This window comes from Acidithiobacillus sp. AC3, assembly GCF_050261095.1.
Taxonomy (GTDB): domain Bacteria; phylum Pseudomonadota; class Gammaproteobacteria; order Acidithiobacillales; family Acidithiobacillaceae; genus Igneacidithiobacillus; species Igneacidithiobacillus copahuensis.
Genome location: NZ_CP189838.1, coordinates 2328285 through 2348290 on the forward strand (window position 1 = coordinate 2328285; position 20006 = coordinate 2348290).

Consider the following 20006-nt stretch of genomic DNA (forward strand, 5'->3'; position numbering starts at 1 on the left):
TGACCGTTAATTCCATTTTTCTTATCCTGCTTGGAAGGTTTCTGAAGTGATACCAACGCCGATGACAGATTCTCTCTCCCTGGAATTTTTTGGTGGCTTCCGGCTCTCATGGAATGAAAAAACCGTTACCTCTCCCTACCGATCGGCCCGCAACCTGCTGGTTTTCCTCTCTTTACAGACAGACGGGGCCAACCGAGGCGAGCTAGCGCGCACAGTCTGTCAGTCGGAAACAGAATCGCAAAGCCGCAACCTGTTGCGGCAGGCAATATTCCAGGTCAACAGGTTGCTCCCAGATGTAGTATTTTTTCAGAGTAAGGGGCAGTCGCTACGCTGGTGCCCGAATGTTCCCTGTCAAATCGATTTCCTATCATTCATCACTGGCGATAGCGACGATTTTTCGTCCTGCGAACAAGGCATTCAACAATATCAGGGAGAGTTTCTCGCAGGAGAAGAACTCGAATCTGGTAGCCCTTTTGCGCGTTGGGTAACGGAGCAGCGCCAGAAAAGTCAGCAGAAGCTGGCAGCCTACTACGATACCCTCCTCGACCATTTACTGACCCAAAATCAACTAGAAACCGCTCGACAACGGGTACGATCCTGGATCGATGCCGTTCCACTCTCTGACCGGGCGCAATTCTGGCTGATGCGTCTTCTGGTAGTGGAAGGGCAGGCCCAGCAGGCCATCTACCATTACGAGGCCTTTCGCGAAGCCAAAGTGACACAACTTGGTCAGAAGCCCAGCGAGAGCTTGACTGCTCTGTATACGCGCCTTTGCCAAAGCGGTACGGCTGCTCCCGTCGCCAGCCCAAACAGTTCCACAACGCCCACGGTCCAGCGCCGCCTGGTCACGGTGCTCGGCGTCTTCCCCGCCACAACGCCGGCGGTCAGCAACGAAGTAAGGGTAGAGGAACACCTGGAACTCTATCAGAACGCCGCACGACAAGTCGCACAGCATTTGCGAGGGAGCTGGCGAATTGCCAGTGATGGCGTGCTGGAACTGATTTTTGGTGCAGAAACACCAAATGAGGGGCCGCAGGTCGCCCTCCGCGCCGTGCGCGCCATTCAGGAACAATGCCCCCAAGGCGCTGCGCTTTTTGTCATTACCCATGGACCGGTGCTTGGCTCTGACAGCACTGGCCTTGCAGGACAAATCTTTCAGGAACTTCGGGATATTGCCCGATCGGCGAATACCCAGGACCGGCTGATCCTCAGCGCTGGCCTCCAGAATTTGCTACCCCAGGAGACGGTCAGCAACTCGCCAACGTCATTAGCCGCGAATAAAGCAATTGCTCACCCACAGATTCTGGAAAGGCTCGCGCAACAGATCCAAAGTTGCCTGAGCTCTGGCACTGGCCAGGCCTTTTGGCTGGTCGGCCCCCCAGGTATCGGCAAAAGCTCTCTGGTCAGACAAGCACTGCAATCGGCCAACTCAAGCTATCCAATCCTACAGTATCAGTGTCGGGAAATTTTTCAGGATCTTCCTCTCAAGCCACTGGCCGTGACCTTGCGCCAACTCCTCGCATTGGACAGTCTGGATCCCCAGACCGCACGACGCCATTTACAGGAAAATATCGGCCGAATCATGGAACCAGTCGATCCCTTGTTACTGGAGCTGTGGAGCCAATGGCTGGAGATCGATACCGCACCAACTAGCGAAGAGGTGAATTTATCGGCCTACCGTCACCTGCTGGAAGAAAGCGCGCTGGATCTCATCGCCAAGCTGGTACCGGGACCACGTTTGGTTGTCATGGAAGATGTTCACTGGGCGGATGCCAGCTCTCTGACTTTGATAGAAAAATTCCTCAGCAATCTGCAACAACTCCCCCTGATTTTACTCATTACTTCTCGCGGACCAGCGCCGAGCTTCGCAGCGGGGCCCAACAGTACACTGTGGCAGCTCAACCCCCTACGAGACGAAGATGCTGAACGTTTGCTGCAGGGCCTGAGCGATGATAACTTGCTAACATCTGTCCGCGACACCTGGATTCGGATAGCGCGTGGCTTGCCCTTGTATCTCGACAGTCTGGCGCGTACGCAAGGCGCTGCAGCACCCATGCCAGATACGACGGAAGCGGTGATTCAAGTATCTCTTGGAGGCCTGAATCCATCGGCACGGCGCTTACTGCAATGCGCCAGCATCATCGAAGACGCCTTTCTTCCTCAACAACTCGCGTTTCTGGCTGAGCCGGACACCAGCCTCCCAACAATATTCGAGCATCTTCTCCGGCATGACTTATTGGAGAGACTGCCAAGCGGATTTTGGCAATTTCGCCATGAATTAGTGCGGCAGGGCGCACAAAACTTGCTCACTGATAAGGAAAAAAGAAATCTCCATGGCAAATGGGCTGCCTATTTGATTGGTCAGGAAAAAACGAACCCGGCGATCATTGCCAAGCACTTGCGTGCCAGCGGGCAGGAACCCCGCGCTGGCGAGTACTACGCAAAAGCCAGTCGCACGGCTCTATTCCTCGGCGCCTATAGGGAATGTATCAATCTCACGCAAAATGGTCTCGTCTGCAGTAGTGTGGCGCTGGCAACTCGGCGCGAACTTCTTGCCGATCGTTATTTTTCGTTGCGTGCCCTCTTGGGTTATAGCGCCGAGGAAGTTCTTCTGGCCGCCCAGGAATTGAGGGAAATCACCCAACAACTCGACTGCCAGGATAGCATTCTACTGGGCCTGCATTTTGGGCAATGGATCGCCGCAAGCTCCCAGCAGAATATCAGCGGTGCCTTCCAGTCCGCAAAAACTATTCTGGACGCGCAATACGATGACATCCCGACTGCCGCCGCGCGAGCGGTTGGACTGTATGCCCAGGGCTGGACCGAGTTCTGGCAGGGAAATCAGGCCGCAGCCAAGGTGCATCTGCGCCAGTCTGTTGATTTATCGTCTGAGGAATGGTCGGGGCTTTTACAATTTGCTACTGGCGAACGCCCCTTTGAGGCTGCATTGGGTTATCTGGGGCTCATTGCCATCAAAGAAGGAAAATCGCAGTTTGGTCTGGGTCTCTTTCAAGAGGCGGAGGACCGTTTGTCGCCCGAGCGGCAGCTCAACATGTGGCTGTTCATTCAGGTCATGCGCGCCACCATGGGCCTGTGGACCGGTGACAGCGCCGATACCCTGCAACGTTGTCCACGGATCCTCGCCGTTAGCTCGCAGCAGGGCTTTGTACTTTGGCACACCTTCACTCTGGCTATAGAAGCCTGGGGAAAGGGTAGACAAGGGTTATGCAGCGCGCCCACGGCACTGCGACGCATCCGCCAGCATACCCGCACAGTCGCCAGCGTGTGGCAATTTGGTGCGAGTATTCTGTATTTGGCACAGGCAGATCTCGCGGTCCAATTTCGCCTACGTTCGGCAGCGCAGATCGTGCAGCACAGCATTCGCCATGCCCGAAACCACGGCGCACGCGCCCTGATTCCTGATGCCAAACGACTCGGCGAACGATATCGTAGCGCCCGGCGACATACGCCGAACCATCACAGAGCAGTTGGTCAACACCGCCGGCCGAACTGAGGAAGGGCCGCGCACTTGGCTTGCTGGCGGGCATTGGTCATCATAGGGTCAAGCCCATTGCGCAAAGGAACCCTGCCATGCGACTCCTCAGCACGCCCACCAGCCCCTACGCCCGCAAGGTCCACATCGCCCTGCGGGAAAAGAATCTCCCATGCGAGATCGAAATTGTCGATCTGCGCGATCCGGAACATGCCGGCAAGGAACAAAATCCGCTGGGCAAGATCCCCATCCTGCTCTGCAACGACGGCGAGGCGATCTATGATTCCGCGGTCATTCTGCAGTACTTGGAGCTATTGCATCCGCAACCGCCCCTGCTCCCCAGCGATCCCATGGAGAAGATCCGCTGCCTGCGCCTGGAGGCCCTGGCCGACGGTATCATGGACGCCACCATTGCCTGGGTGCAGGAGCATCGTCGCAGCAAGGATTGTCAGGATCCGGGTCTACTGAAGAAGCAGCGCGGCAAGGTACAGGATGGTCTCGCCTTTCTGCAGACGCAAAGCCGGGATTGGAGCCCGGACAGCCCTCTCGATCTGGGCCGAATCGCGGCGATTGCTGCCATTGGCTACGTCGATCTGCGCGCCCCCGAGCTGCTCGTCCCCTATGCCGACCTGCACCGCTGGTATCAATCCCTGCGCGACCGCCCCAGTGTCGCCGAAACCACCCCACAATGAGCCTGTCCGCGTGAAAATTGCCAGCTGGAACGTCAACTCCCTGAAGGTACGCCTGCCGCAGGTGCTCGACTGGCTACAGGCGGAAGAAGCAGACGTACTTTGCCTGCAGGAAACCAAACTCACCGATGAACGGTTTCCCGTGCTAGCGCTGCAGGAGATCGGCTATCAGAGCCTGTACCACGGACAAAGCACCTACAATGGCGTCGCCATCCTCAGTCGTTTGCCGCTGCAGGATCCGCGTTGCGATTGGCCGGATGGCAGTGACGGCCAGGCACGCATCTGTGCTGCCAGCATCGGCGATTTGCGCATCATCGATGTCTACGTGCCCAATGGCCAGGCCGTCGACAGCGACAAATATCGCTACAAACTCGCCTGGCTCGCGCGCCTGGAAGGGCTGCTGCGCGAGGAGTTGCAGCAATCGCCCAATCTGCTGCTGCTCGGTGACTTCAACATCGCCCCCACTGACCTGGACGTCCACGATCCCGTTGCCTGGGGCGAGGACATCCTCTGCTCGCCGGCCGAACGCACCGCCCTGCAGCGACTTTTCGATCTGGGACTCATCGACCTCTTTCGCCACCAGCATCCAGAAACGCGCGCCTGGAGCTGGTGGGATTATCGCGCTGCCGGCTTTCGCCGTGACATTGGTCTACGCATCGATCTGCTCCTGGGCAGCAAAACCCTCTTACCCCGTCTGCAGGAAGTGCACATCGACCGCGCCGCGCGGGCGGCAGAACGCCCCTCGGACCATGCCCCGGTCTGCCTCACTCTGAAGGAATCCGTATGATTGGTATTCTCTTGGTCAATCTGGGTACCCCTGAGGCGCCCACTACCCCGGCCGTACGACGCTACCTCCGCGAGTTTCTCAGCGACCCCCGGGTGGTGGAGATCCCGCGCATCCTCTGGTGGCCCATCCTCAACGGCCCCATCCTGTTGACGCGACCGGCCCGCTCGGCGCGCGCCTACCGCAGTATCTGGCTGGATGAAGGTTCGCCACTGCTCGTGCATAGCCAGAATCTGGCCGCGGGCTTGCAGCAACAATATGATTCCCGCCAGCCGGGCACTGTCCTGGTGCGTCTGGCCATGCGCTATGGGCAACCTTCCGTGGCCACGGGACTGCGTGCCCTGCGCGATGCCGGCTGCGAAAAGATCGTCGTGGTGCCGCTGTACCCACAGTATTCCGCCACCACCACGGCAGCGATCTTCGATGCCGTAAGCGCCGAACTGCGCAACTGGCGCAATCTTCCCGAACTGGTCTTTCTGCGCGACTGGCACCAGCATCCCCGCTATATCGATGCCCTTGCCCGCTCAGTGCGCGCGCACTGGGAACAGAACGGCCGTCCAGATCGTCTGCTGCTGTCCTTCCATGGCCTGCCGGCGCGTAATGTCGCCCTCGGCGACCCCTATCGCGCGGAATGCGAAAGGACCACGGAACTGCTGATTAACGCCTTGGGACTGCAACCAGAGCAATGGATACAGACCTTTCAAAGCCGTTTTGGTCCGGCGCGCTGGCTCGAACCCTACACCTCGGTCACGCTGCAGGAACTGGGCAAGGCCGGCGTCGGCCGGGTGGACTGCCTCTGCCCCGGATTTGTGACCGACTGCCTGGAAACGCTGGAAGAGATCGCCATCGGCGGCAAGGAGATCTTTCTCCATGCGGGGGGCGAACAACTGCATTATATCTCCTGTCTCAATGCCGATACTGCGTGGATCGCGGATTTTCGCGCCATCCTCGATGAACGTATTCCCTGGGATGACAAGCTTTTGCGCAGCCCAGCGGCAACGGCTACACTGCCGTTGGAAAATCCACCCACGAAGGAAGCTGCGCCATGAAGATCGCCAAGGACTGCGTTGTCACCCTGGACTACACCCTGACCGACGAGGACGGTGAAATCCTCGATAGCTCCGAAGGCGACGAGCCTTTGGTCTACCTGCATGGCCATGGCGACATCGTGCCGGGGCTGGAACGCGCCCTCAATGGTCATCAGGTTGGCGATCAGGTCGAGGCGGACGTGAGCCCGGAAGATGGCTACGGCGATTGGGACGAAGACCTGGTCGACGTCGTGGGCAAGGAAGATTTTGACGATCCCGAAGAACTCGAGGTCGGCGCGCAGTTCGAGGTCGACACCGACGAGGGCGTACGGATCGCCACAGTGATCGAGATGGAGGGGGAAGACATCACCGTAGACCTCAATCATCCCCTGGCCGGCATGAACCTGCATTTTGCCGTCAAGGTGCTCGATGTACGCGCCGCCAGCGCCGAGGAGCTCGCGCACGGCCACGTGCATGGTCCGCACGGACACGAGCACGACTGATCAGGGAGCGCTCTTGCGGATCCTGGGGATGATGTCCGGCACCAGTGCCGATGGCATCGACGCCGCTCTCCTGGAATTTTCGGCCCTGAGTGCGGGGGAGTTCCGCGGTCATTGGCACTCCCCCTATCCGCCAGCATTGCAGGAGCGCCTGTTTCGCCTGCAGGAGGGTGACGCCGCGCGCCCGCTCCTAGCCATTGATCGGGAGATTGGGCGATTGCATGGCGAATTTGCGCAGCAAATTCTTGCCTCTGGGGTGCAATTCGATCTGCTTGCCCTGCATGGGCAAACCGTCGCCCACCAGCCCGATGGACCCGACGGCTACACCTGGCAGATCGGCTCTGCCTATGAGCTCGCACAGGCAACCGGCTGCAGCGTGGCCCATGACTTTCGCCGTGCCGACCTCGCAGCCGGTGGACAGGGCGCGCCCCTGGTACCCCCCTTTCATGGCGCGCTGCTCGCCACGGAGCGGCCCCTGCTGGTCCTGAATCTCGGAGGCATGGCCAACCTGACCTGGATTCCTGCACGGGGCAGTGAAGGGAGGATCCGCGCCTTCGATACTGGTCCCGGCAATGTCCTGATCGATGCCGCAGTGCAACTCCTGAGCGACGGAAAACTGCGCTATGACGCCGACGGCGCCTGGGCGGCACAGGGTCGAGTGCAGGAGAACATGCTACGGGAGTGGCTTGCCCTCGACTACTTTCAACGGCCACCACCCAAGAGCACCGGACGGGAGCTCTTCAATGCCCGCTGGATAGAGGCACAATGGTCGGTTTGGCAAAGCGGGAAAGCGGACTTTCTCGCGAGCCTCTGCGCCTTGACCGCCCGCAGCATCGCCCAGGCGGCGCAGCGCTGGCTGCCGTCGGCGGCACGGATGCTGGTTTTTGGCGGTGGCGCCTGCAACCGTACCCTGCTTGCGAACTTGCAGACCGCGCTGCCGGATGTGGCGGTGGAAATGGGTGAACAGGCGAGTGGAATCCCCAGTGCTGCCATGGAAGCCCTGGCCTTCGCCTGGCTGGGCGGACAGTGTCTGCTCGGCCGTCCGATTGATCTGCACGGGGTTACCGGGCAACGGGAGGCGGTCGTTCTCGGTAGCTTGTATCCAGGGAGAAACTGGTCCCAGGTTCTGCACTTGCGGGAGCAACTATGCTGACGCCCAGTGGTGGAGCCATGGTCTGCGGCATTATTGGCGATCCCGTGCAGCACAGTCTGTCCCCCTGGATGCAGCGGCAGTTTGCCGAACAACTGGGATTGGATTTTCTGTACGCGCCTTTTCCCGTCGCTACAGAGCATCTGCCCACTGCCCTTCGCGGGCTACAGGCGCTCGGAGTGCGCGGCATCAATGTCACTATTCCGCACAAAGAGGCGCTGCTGCCATTCGTCGATGAGCTCTCGCCGCGGGCTGCTGCCATCGGTGCCGTCAACACCCTGCTCTTCGAGCACGGGCGCATTCTCGGCGAAAACACCGATGTCACCGGTTTTGCCCGCTCCCTGCGCCGCCATGCCGGCACGATCAGCGGCCCCAGCCTGGTGATTGGGGCGGGCGGGGCGGCGCGGGCCATTCTCCACGCCCTGGCGGGGGAAGGCGCCACTCCCATCTACCTGGCCAACCGCACTCTGGCCCGCGCCGAGGCCCTGGCAACCGAGTTTCCGACCCTACCCATCCGTCCGCTGGCTCTTTCCCGCACGGCCATCCAACCACACTTGCGCAGCATCCAACTACTGGTGAATACCAGTAGTCGGGGTCTGCGTGGCGAAGGTCACCCGGAAATCGATCTGCAGCAGATGCCTGCATCCGGCATTGTTTGTGATATCGTCTATAAACCCTTGCAGACCCCCTTGCTGGTGGCGGCCAAGGTTCATGGGCTGCGTTGTGTGGACGGCCTGGGCATGCTGGTGGAGCAGGGGGCGGAAAGTTTTCGTATCTGGACCGGTCAGTTGCCAAACGCCGGAGCTGTGGAGGAAATCCTGCGGACATGGCTGCAAACCCCGAAGCGATAACCTTGACCCCCCTTTTGCGTGGACTGGTGGGGGCAGGCCTGGCGGATGAGAGCGCTCTCCGTGCCCTGCTGAACGATCCCGCGCGCGGCAAGCAGCCGTTGCTTCCTTTTCTGGTCGAAAAGAAAGCTATCTCGGCAAGCGCCTTGGTGGAATATCTCGCCGAACGCTACAAGATGCCGATGCTCGATCTGGCGGCCATACAACTGGACGAAACCGTCATTCATCGCATCGACCGCGCGCTTCTGGAGCGCCATCAGGTCCTTCCCATTTCTCTGCATCGCGATACGCTGTATCTGGCGATGGCCGACCCCACCGATGTCAAGGCGACCGAAGACATCCGCTTCAACGCTGGCGGCCTGCAGATCAATCCCATCCTGGTCGAGGCCGACAAGCTGGCCAAGGCGGTTGCGGAATTCTCCGGCGGATTCAAGAATCAGCTGGAAGAATTCTTCGCCCCCGATGACGCTCAGCAAGAGCAGGATGAATTTGATCTGGCCGGCGATGCCCGCGGAGAGGATGCCCCCGTTGTGCGCTTTGTCCAGCAGCTCCTCCTCGATGCAATCCAAAAGGGCGTATCGGATATTCACATCGAGCCCTACGAACGGGATATTCGTGTGCGCTATCGCCTCGATGGCGTGCTGCAGGACATGCTCCACCCCCCGATCGGCCTGCGCGATGGCATCACCTCTCGCTTGAAGATCCTTTGTCGTCTCGACATTTCCGAGCGGCGCCTGCCCCAGGACGGACGCCTGCGGGTTCGCGTTCCCCCGGCAAGAATCATCGATTTCCGCGTCTCTTTCCTGCCGACCAATTTCGGCGAGACCATTGTCCTGCGTCTGCTCGATCCGGCCAGCTCCAAGGTGCCCATCGAAGCGCTGGGTTTCCTGCCGCAACAATTGCGTGCCTTCGACGATGCCATCCACCGGCCCTACGGGATGATCCTCGTTACCGGTCCGACCGGATCCGGCAAAACCACGACCCTGTACACTGCGCTCAACATTCTCAACACCGGCGATGTCAACATCAGCACGGCGGAGGACCCGGTAGAAATCCCCGTCTACGGCATCAACCAGGTGAACATCAACGAACGCATCGGGCTCAACTTTGCCGCGGCGCTGCGCTCGTTTCTGCGTCAGGACCCCGATGTGATCATGGTCGGTGAAGTCCGCGATCTGGAAACCGCCGAGACTGCGGTAAAGGCGGCCCAGACCGGACACCTGGTGCTCGCCACCCTGCACACCAATGACGCGCCGCAAAGCCTCACCCGACTGGAAAACATGGGGATTCCGACCTACAACATCGCTGGCAGCGTGCATCTGGTCATGGCACAGCGCCTGGTGCGGAAGCTTTGTGTCGCCTGTAAAAAGCCCGAAAAAGTCCCGGAGGCCGCGCTGTTGGAAGCCGGCTTCACCGCCGAGGATCTCCCCGGTCTGCAACCCATGGGGCCGGTCGGCTGCGAGCAGTGCAACGGCGGCTATCGCGGCCGTATGGGCCTGTATCAGGTCATGCCTATCAGCGAGGCCATGCGCGAGGTCATTCTGCGAGGGGGATCGGCAATGGACCTGTCCCGCCAGGCCGCGGCGGAAGGCATTCTCAGCATGCGCCAATCCGGACTATTGCGGGTCAAAGAAGGCATAACCAGTCTTGAAGAAGTCCTTCGCGTCACCAACCTCTGACGGTACCATGCAAGCTGACAACCAGCATCGCCTCACGATGGGGGTTTGGGGCCTCGCCCTTTCGCGCCTTCTGGTAAGTACCGCTCTCGTCCTGATCAGTACGCTATCCAGCAAGACCCTGATCCTCGAGCCTGCCGGGCCAAGCGCTGCGGTTCGCGATACCAGCGTCATCGCCCTCCTCTGGAGTCTGGGTATTCTCTTCACATTGCAGTTGTGGCCAGGTTTCTGGCAGGAAAGAAAGAAGCTTTTTATCAGCAGCATCGATATGGCGTTGGTTCTGACCCTTTTTGCCCTCACTGGCGGGTTATCCGGAACCCTCGTTATACTTCCTCTGTTGCTGCTCATTGCCAATGCCTATCAGTTGCGCGGCAAAGCGGCCCTCGCCTTTGTCTGGATCCTGATCCTGTTCATTTTTTTGCTCAGCGGCTGGCAGGAGATTGAATGGTTTTCTAGCCGCACGCTGATGTATCTGGTTGCTCTGCTCACCGTTGCCTTTCTTGCCGACAACCTCGTGCGTAATCGCGAGCGTGCGGCCATCTGGAATGCCGCCAGAGAACAGGAAATTCTCGATTTAAACGCTCTGAATCAAGAAATCATTCAACAAAGTGATGTCGGGATTCTGGTCCTCGACCGGCAGCATCGCACGTTATTCAGCAATCCCGTTGCCCGCGCCATGATCAACCTGCCGCAGGATTCTGGATTCCCGGAAGCGCTCGATCTGTTGCGCCCGGAGCTGGCAGACTTCCTCTACGCCAAAGCGCCGCAGAGCGAGAAGGAACTGGTTCTTTCCGCAGCGGATGGCGGCAAACGGAGTTTTTGGGTGCAGAGTATTCCACTTCCGAATACCCCATATACGATCCTAACATTACGCGATGCAACGATTCTTTGGGAACGACAACGGGAAATACAGATGGCGGCACTGGGGCGGCTCGCGGCGAACATTGCGCATGAGATTCGCAATCCGCTCAGCGCCATTCGCCATGCCGCACAACTGTTGGGGGAACGGGCACTGAAGGAGAGTGAAAGCCGCCTGCTGAGCATCATCGATCGTGAGTCGCAGCGTCTGAACCGCATCGTCGACTCCGTGCTGGAAATGGCGCGCCCGCGGGCGGCCCACCCGGAACCCATTGCTCTCAGCGCCTGGTTGCCGGTAGTCCTGAATCAACTACGCGAGGATCCGTTGCTAAGAGATCTTCAGGTGAAACTCGATATCCCCAATAGTCTTCCCCTGGCCAGCTGTGATTCAGAGCAACTTCAGCAAATTTTCGCCAATTTGCTGGTGAATGCGGCGCGCTACGGGCAAGGCGAAAACCATATCCGGCAAGTGGATATTTCGGTTGCGGCTTTCCGTGACCCGGAAGAACTGGAAATCCGCGTGCGCGATCACGGCCCGGGTATTCCCGAAGAAAACCTGGAGCGTATTTTTGAACCCTTTTTCACGACGGAATCCCAAGGCACAGGACTGGGCCTGCCTTTGGTGCGCGAATTGCTCCGTGCCAACCACGGGGATATTGGCGTCCAGAATCATCGTAACGGTGGTGCGGAATTCTGGTTCCGGCTGCGGGAGTGGAATCTGGGTACACCGTTATGAATGAGAAGGCCGCTTCCTGGGCGCTAGTCCTGGATGATGAACAGACGATTACAGAACTACTCGATATCACCCTCGCGGAGATGGGCTTTTCCGTGCAGGTTGCGCACGATCTGCGCGGCGCACGCGAGGCCCTCGAACTGCATAGCTACGCGTTGTGCCTGACTGACCTGCGTTTACCGGACGGCAGTGGGCTGGACTTCGTCCGGCATATTCACCGCCATGCACCGCAAGTTCCCGTTGCCGTCATCACCGCCTATTCCTCCACGGAGGGTGCGGTGGAAGCCATGCAGGCCGGCGCCTTCGACTTCATGACCAAGCCTATCGACCTCAAACGTCTGCGCCGCCTGGTCGAACAGGCACGGGCGCTGGCCGTGCTGACGCCCGACGGAGCCAACAACGGGATCGAACGCCTGGTAGGCGACAGCGAAGCGATGCGCGCCTTGCGCCAGCAGATCCAACTCTTGGCCCGCAGTAATGCACCGGTCTTCCTGACGGGCGAATCAGGTACTGGCAAAGAGCTCAGTGCGCGCGCCATACACGACGCGGGGCCACGCCGCGACAAACCCTTTATTGCGGTGAACTGCGCGGCCATTCCGGAAGGACTGCTGGAAAGCGAGTTGTTCGGCAGCGAGAAGGGGGCATTCACCGGCGCCAACCAGAAGCGCGAAGGCCTCTTTCTTGCCGCCGATAGCGGCACCCTGTTTCTCGACGAAATCGGTGACGTCCCTATGGCGATGCAGGTGAAGCTGTTACGCGCCCTGCAGGAGCGCAGTATTCGACCGATCGGTGCGAGCAGCGAAGTTCCTGTCGATATCCGTCTGATCACCGCCACCCATCGGAATCTGCAAGAGATGGTCCATGCTGGCACCTTCCGCGCGGACCTCTACTACCGCATTCATGTGGTACCCCTGCAGATTCCCCCTCTACGGCAGCGCCAGGGAGATATTCCTCTGCTTGTCGCTGCCCTCTTGCGCAAAATCGCCCAACGCCAGGGGAAGGCCCCACCGAGTATGGAAGCAGGTGCTCTCCACTGGCTTGCGCAACAACCCTTTCCCGGGAATGTACGGGAGCTGGAAAACCTCCTGGAACGCGCCTTCGCCCTCCATGCAGGGGCGGAGATTACGCTGCAGGATCTGAGCGCGGAGGGCACGATCCGTCCCGCGCAGATGCCCAGCATGGCGCGTCTTTCCCCCCTGGCAGAGCGACTGCAGAGCGCCGAGCAGGAATTTCTGCGCGCGCAGCTCGCGGCTGCCCGGAACGATGTGACGATCTGCGCCCAAAACCTGGGCATCGGCCAACGCTCGCTGGCCCTGCGTCTGCAACTCTGCGAAAAGAGAGGCCCACATGCCGACAATACTTGAGCCTCTGGCCTGGACACTCGTCGCCATCATCGGCCTTCTGGTCGGCAGTTTTCTGAACGTGGTCATCCATCGCCTGCCGCGGCAGGAGTCGATCGCATTCCCCGGCTCCCATTGCCCGAGCTGTGGGCATGCGTTGCGTCCCTGGGACAATATCCCCCTGCTCAGCTGGCTGCTCCTGCGTGGTCATTGTCGCTACTGTCAGGCCCGCATCTCCTGGCGCTATCCCCTGGTCGAGCTTGCTGCCGCGTTGCTGGCGCTCCTCGCCGCAGCGGTCCTCGGCTGGCGTGGACAACTCCTGCCCGCACTGATTCTGCTCTGGGCCTTGCTCGCCCTGACGCTCATCGACCTCGAGACCCACCTTCTCCCTGATCGCATCACCAAACCGGGCATGCTCCTCGGCCTGCTCGTCAACGCCACGGCCTTTTTCAGTCCGGATTTCGCACTGACCCGCCCCCTCGACGCCCTCCTCGGCCTACTGCTTGGCTACGGACTGCTGCGCGGTCTGGCAGAAATCTATCTGCGTCTGAGCGGACGGGAGGGCATGGGGCATGGCGATTTCAAGCTGCTGGGCATGATTGGCGCCTGGCTGGGCTGGCAGGATATGTTTCTGGCGCTGTTCATCGCCGCCCTGAGCGGGGGACTGGTGGCGATCGTCTTCCTTGGCATCGGCAAGGGCCGCGATTACGCCATTCCCTTTGGTCCCTACCTCGCTCTGGGTGGAGCGATCCTGCTGCTCTGGCCGCAAGCCGTGATCGAGCAATTCCTGCATCTGGCCGCTCCGGGATGAGCCGTCGTATCGGCGTGACGGGCGGTATTGCCTGCGGTAAGAGCCTCGCTGCGGATTTTCTCCAGTTGCTGGGGGCGAAAATTCTGGATGCTGATTTGTTTGCGCGCGAGCTGGTGGCTCCTGGTCATCCCAATCTCGAACGGATTGCCAAGCATTTTGGTGCGCGCATCCTGCATGCGGATGGCAGTCTGGATCGCGCGCAGCTGCGTCAAATCATTTTCTCCGACATCCAAGCCAAACAGTGGCTCGAAGAACTATTACACCCGAAAATCCGGGAACGCTTTCTGGCGGAAAGCACCGCGATTGGCAACCAGGACCCCGCGGCGACCATTCTCTGGGTCGTACCCCTCTTGGTGGAGAACCGTTACGCAGAGCTTCTAGACGGAGTGTTGCTGATCGATTGCCCCGTCTCGCTGCAGATCGAACGCTTGGCGCAGCGGGGTTGGGATCTGAAGACGGCGCAGGCCGCGATCGCGCAACAGATCCATCCCGAAGAACGCCGTCTGGTTGCTACCTGGATCCTTCCCAACGGGAAATCACCAGCCGATTTACAACTCGATTTGCAACGCTGGTGGCAAGCCCTGCACCCATAAGGCTTTTTGCTTCGGGACGAGGCTTGTGGCACTCTCGAACAAGAAATTTGGAAAGAAAATTGTGATGGCACGATACGAGACTGCTCTACAAGAGAGGACAAGGTCTTTGCTACGCCTGGAAACTCTGTTCCACTGTCTGGATCAGGATTTTTCAGCGCCAGAGAGCCTGCGCGCCCTGCTACGGACCTTTCTGGAACTCCTCGATTTTTGCCAGCGACCCGAGTTGCGCGTGGATCTGCTTCTCGAGCTGGACCGCATGATCCAGGCCTTGCATGCATGGAAGGAGTCGCAGCTGGTCGATCAAGGCGCGCTGAGCGCCTGGGAAGATCGGCTGCACGCACAGCAGCAGGCCTTGCGTAGTGGCCCGCAAAACTTCGCCGAGGGCTTGCGACACCAAGAACTGTTGCAACTGGCGCGGGGACGCCAGGCCGTGGCTGGCGGCCTCAGCGGCGCCGATCTACCCTTGCTGGCTTTTTGGGAGCAACAGGAGCCGGCCTTTCGCGTCGCACAGATGCAACGCTGGCGTGCCCACTTCGACCTGCTAGAAGACAGTGCCGCAGTCATCCTGCTTTTTCTGCGGGAATCCCTCGATTGGAGTTTCCAAAGCGCGGAACATGGACGCTTTGGAACACCACTCAACCCGAGACAACCCGTTTCCCTCCTGCAGATCGAAGTGCAGACACCCGAAATCTATCCCAAAATCAGCGGTGGCATGCATCGCTTGCACATTCAATTTCTGCAATGGATGGACCCCGGACCAAGCCGCGCGCTAGAATCCACCATCCCATTTCGTCTGGCGCTCAGCGCCTGTTGAACCCTGCCAAAGGATCTCCCAACATGCAGATCGGTACCACCCTCAGCCAATTCATCATCGAAGAAACCCGTTTGTATCCGGAGGCCTCCGGAGATTTTGCGGCATTGCTCAACGATCTGATGGTCGCCTGTAAATTCATCGGCTCCCAGGTCTACCGTGGTGCGCTGGTCGGCGCCCTCGGCAGTGCCGATACCGGTAATGTGCAGGGCGAAGTGCAAAAGAAGCTGGACGTCATTGCCAATAACGCCATTCTCAAGTCCATGGATTGGACCGGACATCTAGCGGGCATGGTCTCCGAGGAAGAGGATGGCCCCTACGAGATCCCGGCAGGGATACCACGTGGCAAGTACCTTCTGCTCTTCGATCCCCTCGATGGCTCCAGCAACATCGATGTCGGTATCAGCGTTGGCACCATTTTCAGCATCCTCAAGGCCCCGACCGCCGGCGAAAACGCCAAGTTGGAGGACTTTTTGCAGCCCGGTGCGCAGCAGGTCTGCGCCGGTTATGCCCTCTACGGCTCCAGCAATATGCTGGTGTACAGCACGGGTTTCGGGGTCAATGGCTTCACCCTCTTGCCCGAGGTGGGCGAGTACGTGCTCACCCATCCGCAGATGCGGATTCCGGAAGATACCAGCGAATATGCCATCAACATGAGCAACCATCGGCACTGGGAGGCACCCGTCCGGCGCTATATCGATGAGCTGAATGCCGGCAAGGAAGGTCCCCGCGAACGGGATTTCAATATGCGCTGGGTAGGCTCCATGGTAGCCGACGTGCACCGTATCCTGTGCCGCGGTGGCATCTTCCTCTACCCCTTCGACACCAAGGATCCCAAAAAGCCGGGCAAACTACGCCTGCTCTATGAGGCCAATCCCATGGGCTTTCTGATCGAGCAGGCGGGCGGCGCGGCAAGCACCGGCAGGGAGCGCATCCTCGACATCCAGCCCGAGGGCCTGCATCAGCGCGTGCCAGTGATTCTCGGTGCCAAAAATGAGGTCGAGCGGGTGACGCAGTATCACCAGTCCTGAAACAAATAGAGCAGCTGACGAAAAAGGCCGCCCGACGGGCGGCCTTTTCTGTTGCATCCAGCGTCCTTATAGAATGCCGGAGATACTGTGCACGAGTTGTCCCTGCAACGGCGGCACGGCGTCCTTGAAATCCAGATTGACCCGATTGGCTGTAGAGACGATACGGGTACGGTAATAAATCCAGTGGCCCTCCCCGGAAACCTGCTGGGTGGTGGTGGTGCTGGTTCCCTGCTGCAGGTTGGCATTGGTTTGCTGCTGCACTGCTTCCTTGCTGCGCTCGGCCACCTGCACGTCGGTGATCATGGCGTAGGTCACATCTTTCACCAAAGAGTCGGCAACCAAGCCGATGGCACCACCAACCAGTCCTCCAGCGCCCGCTCCCGTCCAACTCTGACCAATTACACCGCCAGCCAGAGCACCAAAAGCGGCGCCACCATACCCGTTGGTCAGTGATTTCTGGGCCGCCGCTTCCGACATCTTGCCCACCGACAGCACATTGATCTGCAGCATGTAATGCGCTTGATTATAGGGTACGATACGATAACCCTGATTAGTCAGGTTGGCGTCGATCTCCTGTTCCAACGCTGCCACATTCAGAGTTTTGTCCGAGGTGTTCTTGAACTGCACATAGACCGTCTGCTCTGAAGGTGGCACCGGATTCAGAAAGATGGTATTGGACATCTTGGTCTGCACATCGAGATTCTTGTGCTCCAAGGCTACTTGGGTAGCAGCGCAGCCCGAAAGCGCAACGACAGTTCCCGCGAGCAGGCTATAGCCGAGTACACGGAATGACGACTTCTGCAAAACAGACATGTTTCCTCCAGGTTAAGAGGACCTTGCGGTCGATGCGGTGGTATGAATACAACTGTAACATTCAGGTATTTTAGAAGATAATTATAAGTGTGCAAGGCTCTCAGGAAACCGGCCTGCCACATTCTCCACAGAATTGATCTCCCTCCTGCAACTTCGCCCCACAGCCCTTGCAGAAAGAGGCACCAGGCTGAGCCGCAGCCGTATCAACGGCATGTGTCGGCGACTCTGTCTCCTCCCCAGACGGCTTGGGCTTGCGTACGCTCGCCGCCGCTTGTTGAGTTTTTTCGCGCATTTCCGATACCTTGCTTACTACACCGCCGATAATTCTGTCACCTGCCGAGCGATCTACCTCCTGCACGCTTCGCTGGTACACGTAGGCAAGGCCCAGCATCATCACATTGTTGGGGATCGCAGCTACCAATATTCCAAAGGTGGCCGCCGTTAGCAGGCCACTCAACACATAAACATGGTCATTGAAGGATGGCTGCAACACGTATGCCCCCCCGCCGGATGACCACCCACTCATTGCATCGAGCGAACTCCCAGGGAACCAAGGAAACACGCCCAGCAGGTCAGACAGCAATACCGAAGAGGTATTCAAGATACCTCCAGCAAAGGTGGCGGTTAGCGACAGCGCGTAGCCGCCGATTGCCAGCAGCAGCGCCCCGAGCAGCACCCCGAGGATTCCCAGCAACAGCAGCAAAAAAAGGGTTGCCCCCGGTCGTCCGCGGGCAACCGCCAGGAGATGACTCAGCGCACCGGACACGGTTTCGCCAAACCATAATGCCGGCCCCGTCAAACCGAACATCACCATGACGCCCACCACCAGCCCCACGTTCACGAGAAAAAGCGCTGGCAAAATACCGAGGGACAAGAGTCCACCCAGCGCTGGAATTCGGCAAATTTCCAGCAAAATAATTTCGATGATCAACACTGCCAAGATCAACAGGAACTCGATGATCACCAAACCAATAAATCTCGGCAGGGTAAAAATCCCGAAGAGCAGACTCTCCAGGATCGCCGGAGGGGAGCGCTCTTCGACTACAGCCACCATGCTGTGTCCGGCACCCAGATAACCGGCCCCGGACAACACCAGCCAGACCAGGCCGCCCAAGAGTGTCAGTGGGACAGATTTCGCCGCCGATAACAGCACCAGACAGGCGAGACCAACGAAATTGGCCAGAGCGAAAATCGCCAGTGGCCGCCAATAGGTCAAGCCAGCTAACGCCTTTGTCAGGATAGACAGGTCCAAACCACCAGCAATTTGCTTTTGTTGCATTTCCTGTGAGTTAGACATGGCCCTATTTCCCGTCCTTCAAGTGATAGCCGCAGACACCACAAAATAAATCGTCAGACGCGATCGGCGCGTGACACTGGGGACATTCATCGCGCTTGGCCGTCACACTCGCGGCAGCGCTTGCCTGCGGTGAAACTGCGGCTCCCGTGCGGGCCGTGGCCGGCGCCGCAAGCTGTCCCATGGCAAGCAGTCGAGTGTTCTTTTCCACCTGCACGAGAATCGGAACGATGACTGCTACAATAAAAATCACCAATGCCGAAATCGCCATGCCAATTTTCGCAAGATCAGCCACTTTGTTTTGGGTTTTCTTCTCTTCAGCTGCCGAAATGGCACGATCATATTCATGAAAGTAAGATACGGTCAGCTGGTCTGCTGTCGATAGCTGAGAGTTGCCAAACAATCCCTGTGCTGGCGCAGTAGTGGCCCGATATACGCCTTTTTCTTTAGCGTAGGCGATGCCACTTTCCAGATAAGCCCGCCAGCCCGGCACAAAACTGTCACGATATTCTCTCGGCAGTTGATCGATGGTTGTAATCACCTGCTGATCCTTCACTGCGGTAATATTGTACTTGGCGATCACGGAAATGATGCTGGATCCGTATCTATTCGTTGTCCGCAGCTCGAGCTTCTGTTGCGCAATGCTTGCCTGCTCACTAGGCAGATTACCGACGAACGCGGCCTTGGCGACTGCGTCAAAACTGGGAACATGAAAGGACGAAGACGGGAAGGCCGAACTCGCCCCAAGGAAAACTGCAAAAACCAGAGCAATGACTGCAATAATCAGAGACAGCCATTTAGCCAAGCCATAAATCGCGGCAGACACTGAGGTCCGGGCAGCAATATTCATTTCAGTTACTCTCCAAAGCGAGTGATCTCGACCGCTAACCGCCAATCCTCAATTGCCGCTACTATCAATTTGCGGTTGATTGGCCGCTGGAGGAACCATGTCTGGAGTCCGCATACTCTCCAGGCTGCCATCTACGGCCTGGTTCTCATATTGCAGACCACTCTGGTTGCCCGTAGTGGCATGCATGAGGTAGTTGTCCACCGCTTTTCGCTCGCTATTCATCTGCATGCGCAAGTCCTGGTTATGCAAGCACCTTTCGGCACTGATGCTGCATTCCTGCGCATACTGTCCGCTCAGGTGGAAGAAGTTGACCGCTGCCTGCTTGGCCAGACCAAAACTCTGCATTTGTGCCACGGTCAGTCCCGAAACCGTCAGCCCGGCAAACTCTCCTGCATAATTGGCCGCCTGATTCTGCATCTGGTCCCAACAATGGCTCTGCGTCCCGTAACCCGATCCAGCGGCCAGAGAACACTGCTCCAAAGAATTTTTCATATCACTTTTGGCCGCTTCCCACTGGGTAACGAACTGTCGTGACACGTTGACCCCTGCCTGCTTGATATTGGCTTGGGCCTGGGCCTGATTCATCGAGATTGGCATGGCTGGCGCCTGGGTACCGTATTTGGCAGCACAGCCAGACAGCAGCGTCGCGCCAAGGGAGAGGGCAAAGGCACCATACCAAGTTTTCTGCAACAGACTCATTGTCA

General features: G+C 58.8%; 18 protein-coding genes. 14 read left to right on the forward strand and 4 right to left on the reverse strand.

From position 1 onward, the window contains the following. Nucleotides 1–283: 283 nt before the first annotated feature. The 14 genes from ACQAYK_RS11760 to ACQAYK_RS11825 all read left to right on the forward strand — a co-directional run bounded on the left by ACQAYK_RS11760 (nucleotide 284) and on the right by ACQAYK_RS11825 (nucleotide 16345). Nucleotides 284–3514, forward strand: coding sequence for an AAA family ATPase (locus tag ACQAYK_RS11760; protein WP_483167633.1), 3231 nt, complete (start codon nucleotides 284–286; stop codon nucleotides 3512–3514). A 77-nt stretch (nucleotides 3515–3591) separates the two neighbouring features. Then, the gene (locus ACQAYK_RS11765; protein WP_215872040.1) at nucleotides 3592–4185 is read left to right on the forward strand and encodes a glutathione S-transferase family protein; all 594 of its coding nucleotides are present in this window, start codon (nucleotides 3592–3594) and stop codon (nucleotides 4183–4185) included. A 10-nt stretch (nucleotides 4186–4195) separates the two neighbouring features. Next, nucleotides 4196–4969 (forward strand): exodeoxyribonuclease III, encoded by a 774-nt coding sequence (xth, locus tag ACQAYK_RS11770; RefSeq protein WP_215872041.1) that lies wholly within the window; start codon nucleotides 4196–4198, stop codon nucleotides 4967–4969. Continuing rightward, nucleotides 4966–6015 (forward strand): ferrochelatase, encoded by a 1050-nt coding sequence (gene hemH, locus ACQAYK_RS11775; RefSeq protein WP_215872042.1) that lies wholly within the window; start codon nucleotides 4966–4968, stop codon nucleotides 6013–6015. Before xth ends, hemH begins: the two co-directional genes overlap by 4 nt. Then, a complete protein-coding gene (locus ACQAYK_RS11780; protein ID WP_215872043.1) occupies nucleotides 6012–6497 on the forward strand; it encodes an FKBP-type peptidyl-prolyl cis-trans isomerase in 486 nt (161 codons plus the stop codon). The genes hemH and ACQAYK_RS11780 overlap by 4 nt, the downstream gene beginning before the upstream one ends. Continuing rightward, nucleotides 6469–7647: an anhydro-N-acetylmuramic acid kinase gene (locus ACQAYK_RS11785; RefSeq protein WP_226827683.1), complete on the forward strand. Its 1179-nt coding sequence runs from the start codon at nucleotides 6469–6471 to the stop codon at nucleotides 7645–7647. Before ACQAYK_RS11780 ends, ACQAYK_RS11785 begins: the two co-directional genes overlap by 29 nt. Next, nucleotides 7641–8495, forward strand: coding sequence for a shikimate dehydrogenase (gene aroE, locus ACQAYK_RS11790; RefSeq protein ID WP_215872044.1), 855 nt, complete (start codon nucleotides 7641–7643; stop codon nucleotides 8493–8495). The genes ACQAYK_RS11785 and aroE overlap by 7 nt, the downstream gene beginning before the upstream one ends. After that, complete coding sequence (gene pilB, locus ACQAYK_RS11795; RefSeq protein ID WP_215885412.1) at nucleotides 8471–10171, forward strand: type IV-A pilus assembly ATPase PilB; 1701 nt, start codon at nucleotides 8471–8473, stop codon at nucleotides 10169–10171. The genes aroE and pilB overlap by 25 nt, the downstream gene beginning before the upstream one ends. Before the next feature lie 7 nt (nucleotides 10172–10178). Next, nucleotides 10179–11762 carry a two-component system sensor histidine kinase NtrB gene (locus ACQAYK_RS11800; protein WP_215872046.1) on the forward strand — a complete coding sequence of 528 codons (1584 nt, stop codon included), beginning with the start codon at nucleotides 10179–10181 and terminating at the stop codon, nucleotides 11760–11762. Further along, entirely contained in the window at nucleotides 11759–13123 is a 1365-nt protein-coding gene (locus tag ACQAYK_RS11805; RefSeq protein WP_215872047.1) for a sigma-54-dependent transcriptional regulator, read from the forward strand. Before ACQAYK_RS11800 ends, ACQAYK_RS11805 begins: the two co-directional genes overlap by 4 nt. Continuing rightward, entirely contained in the window at nucleotides 13107–13910 is an 804-nt protein-coding gene (locus ACQAYK_RS11810) for a prepilin peptidase (RefSeq protein ID WP_215872048.1), read from the forward strand. Before ACQAYK_RS11805 ends, ACQAYK_RS11810 begins: the two co-directional genes overlap by 17 nt. Then, nucleotides 13907–14503 (forward strand): dephospho-CoA kinase, encoded by a 597-nt coding sequence (gene coaE / locus ACQAYK_RS11815; RefSeq protein WP_215872049.1) that lies wholly within the window; start codon nucleotides 13907–13909, stop codon nucleotides 14501–14503. Before ACQAYK_RS11810 ends, coaE begins: the two co-directional genes overlap by 4 nt. A 106-nt stretch (nucleotides 14504–14609) precedes the next feature. After that, the gene (gene zapD / locus ACQAYK_RS11820; RefSeq protein ID WP_226827686.1) at nucleotides 14610–15317 is read left to right on the forward strand and encodes a cell division protein ZapD; all 708 of its coding nucleotides are present in this window, start codon (nucleotides 14610–14612) and stop codon (nucleotides 15315–15317) included. A gap of 23 nt (nucleotides 15318–15340) precedes the next feature. Beyond that, nucleotides 15341–16345, forward strand: a complete 1005-nt coding sequence (locus ACQAYK_RS11825; protein WP_215872051.1) for a class 1 fructose-bisphosphatase — start codon at nucleotides 15341–15343, stop codon at nucleotides 16343–16345. Nucleotides 16346–16411: 66 nt separating this feature from the next. Here ACQAYK_RS11825 and ACQAYK_RS11830 read toward each other — a convergent pair whose 3' ends face one another. From ACQAYK_RS11830 to ACQAYK_RS11845, 4 genes are all read right to left on the reverse strand, one after another. Further along, nucleotides 16412–17158 carry a complement resistance protein TraT gene (locus tag ACQAYK_RS11830; protein WP_215872052.1) on the reverse strand — a complete coding sequence of 249 codons (747 nt, stop codon included), beginning with the start codon at nucleotides 17156–17158 and terminating at the stop codon, nucleotides 16412–16414. A gap of 100 nt (nucleotides 17159–17258) precedes the next feature. Beyond that, entirely contained in the window at nucleotides 17259–18455 is a 1197-nt protein-coding gene (locus ACQAYK_RS11835; RefSeq protein ID WP_226827689.1) for a zinc ribbon domain-containing protein, read from the reverse strand. A 4-nt stretch (nucleotides 18456–18459) separates the two neighbouring features. After that, nucleotides 18460–19302, reverse strand: coding sequence for a zinc ribbon domain-containing protein (locus ACQAYK_RS11840; protein ID WP_215872053.1), 843 nt, complete (start codon nucleotides 19300–19302; stop codon nucleotides 18460–18462). A gap of 48 nt (nucleotides 19303–19350) precedes the next feature. After that, nucleotides 19351–20001: a hypothetical protein gene (locus tag ACQAYK_RS11845; RefSeq protein ID WP_215872054.1), complete on the reverse strand. Its 651-nt coding sequence runs from the start codon at nucleotides 19999–20001 to the stop codon at nucleotides 19351–19353. Nucleotides 20002–20006 lie beyond the last annotated feature (5 nt).

Bases quoted from the DNA above. Each gene is read 5' to 3' on its own strand.
- ACQAYK_RS11765 (WP_215872040.1), top strand. From the start codon at position 3,592: ATGCGACTCCTCAGCACGCCCACCAGCCCCTACGCCCGCAAGGTCCAC.
- hemH (WP_215872042.1), top strand. From the start codon at position 4,966: ATGATTGGTATTCTCTTGGTCAATCTGGGTACCCCTGAGGCGCCCACT.
- ACQAYK_RS11780 (WP_215872043.1), top strand. From the start codon at position 6,012: ATGAAGATCGCCAAGGACTGCGTTGTCACCCTGGACTACACCCTGACC.
- ACQAYK_RS11785 (WP_226827683.1), top strand. From the start codon at position 6,469: ATGGTCCGCACGGACACGAGCACGACTGATCAGGGAGCGCTCTTGCGG.
- aroE (WP_215872044.1), top strand. From the start codon at position 7,641: ATGCTGACGCCCAGTGGTGGAGCCATGGTCTGCGGCATTATTGGCGAT.
- pilB (WP_215885412.1), top strand. From the start codon at position 8,471: ATGGCTGCAAACCCCGAAGCGATAACCTTGACCCCCCTTTTGCGTGGA.
- ACQAYK_RS11800 (WP_215872046.1), top strand. From the start codon at position 10,179: ATGCAAGCTGACAACCAGCATCGCCTCACGATGGGGGTTTGGGGCCTC.
- ACQAYK_RS11805 (WP_215872047.1), top strand. From the start codon at position 11,759: ATGAATGAGAAGGCCGCTTCCTGGGCGCTAGTCCTGGATGATGAACAG.
- ACQAYK_RS11810 (WP_215872048.1), top strand. From the start codon at position 13,107: ATGCCGACAATACTTGAGCCTCTGGCCTGGACACTCGTCGCCATCATC.
- coaE (WP_215872049.1), top strand. From the start codon at position 13,907: ATGAGCCGTCGTATCGGCGTGACGGGCGGTATTGCCTGCGGTAAGAGC.
- ACQAYK_RS11825 (WP_215872051.1), top strand. From the start codon at position 15,341: ATGCAGATCGGTACCACCCTCAGCCAATTCATCATCGAAGAAACCCGT.
- ACQAYK_RS11830 (WP_215872052.1), bottom strand. From the start codon at position 17,158: ATGTCTGTTTTGCAGAAGTCGTCATTCCGTGTACTCGGCTATAGCCTG.
- ACQAYK_RS11835 (WP_226827689.1), bottom strand. From the start codon at position 18,455: ATGTCTAACTCACAGGAAATGCAACAAAAGCAAATTGCTGGTGGTTTG.
- ACQAYK_RS11840 (WP_215872053.1), bottom strand. From the start codon at position 19,302: ATGAATATTGCTGCCCGGACCTCAGTGTCTGCCGCGATTTATGGCTTG.
- ACQAYK_RS11845 (WP_215872054.1), bottom strand. From the start codon at position 20,001: ATGAGTCTGTTGCAGAAAACTTGGTATGGTGCCTTTGCCCTCTCCCTT.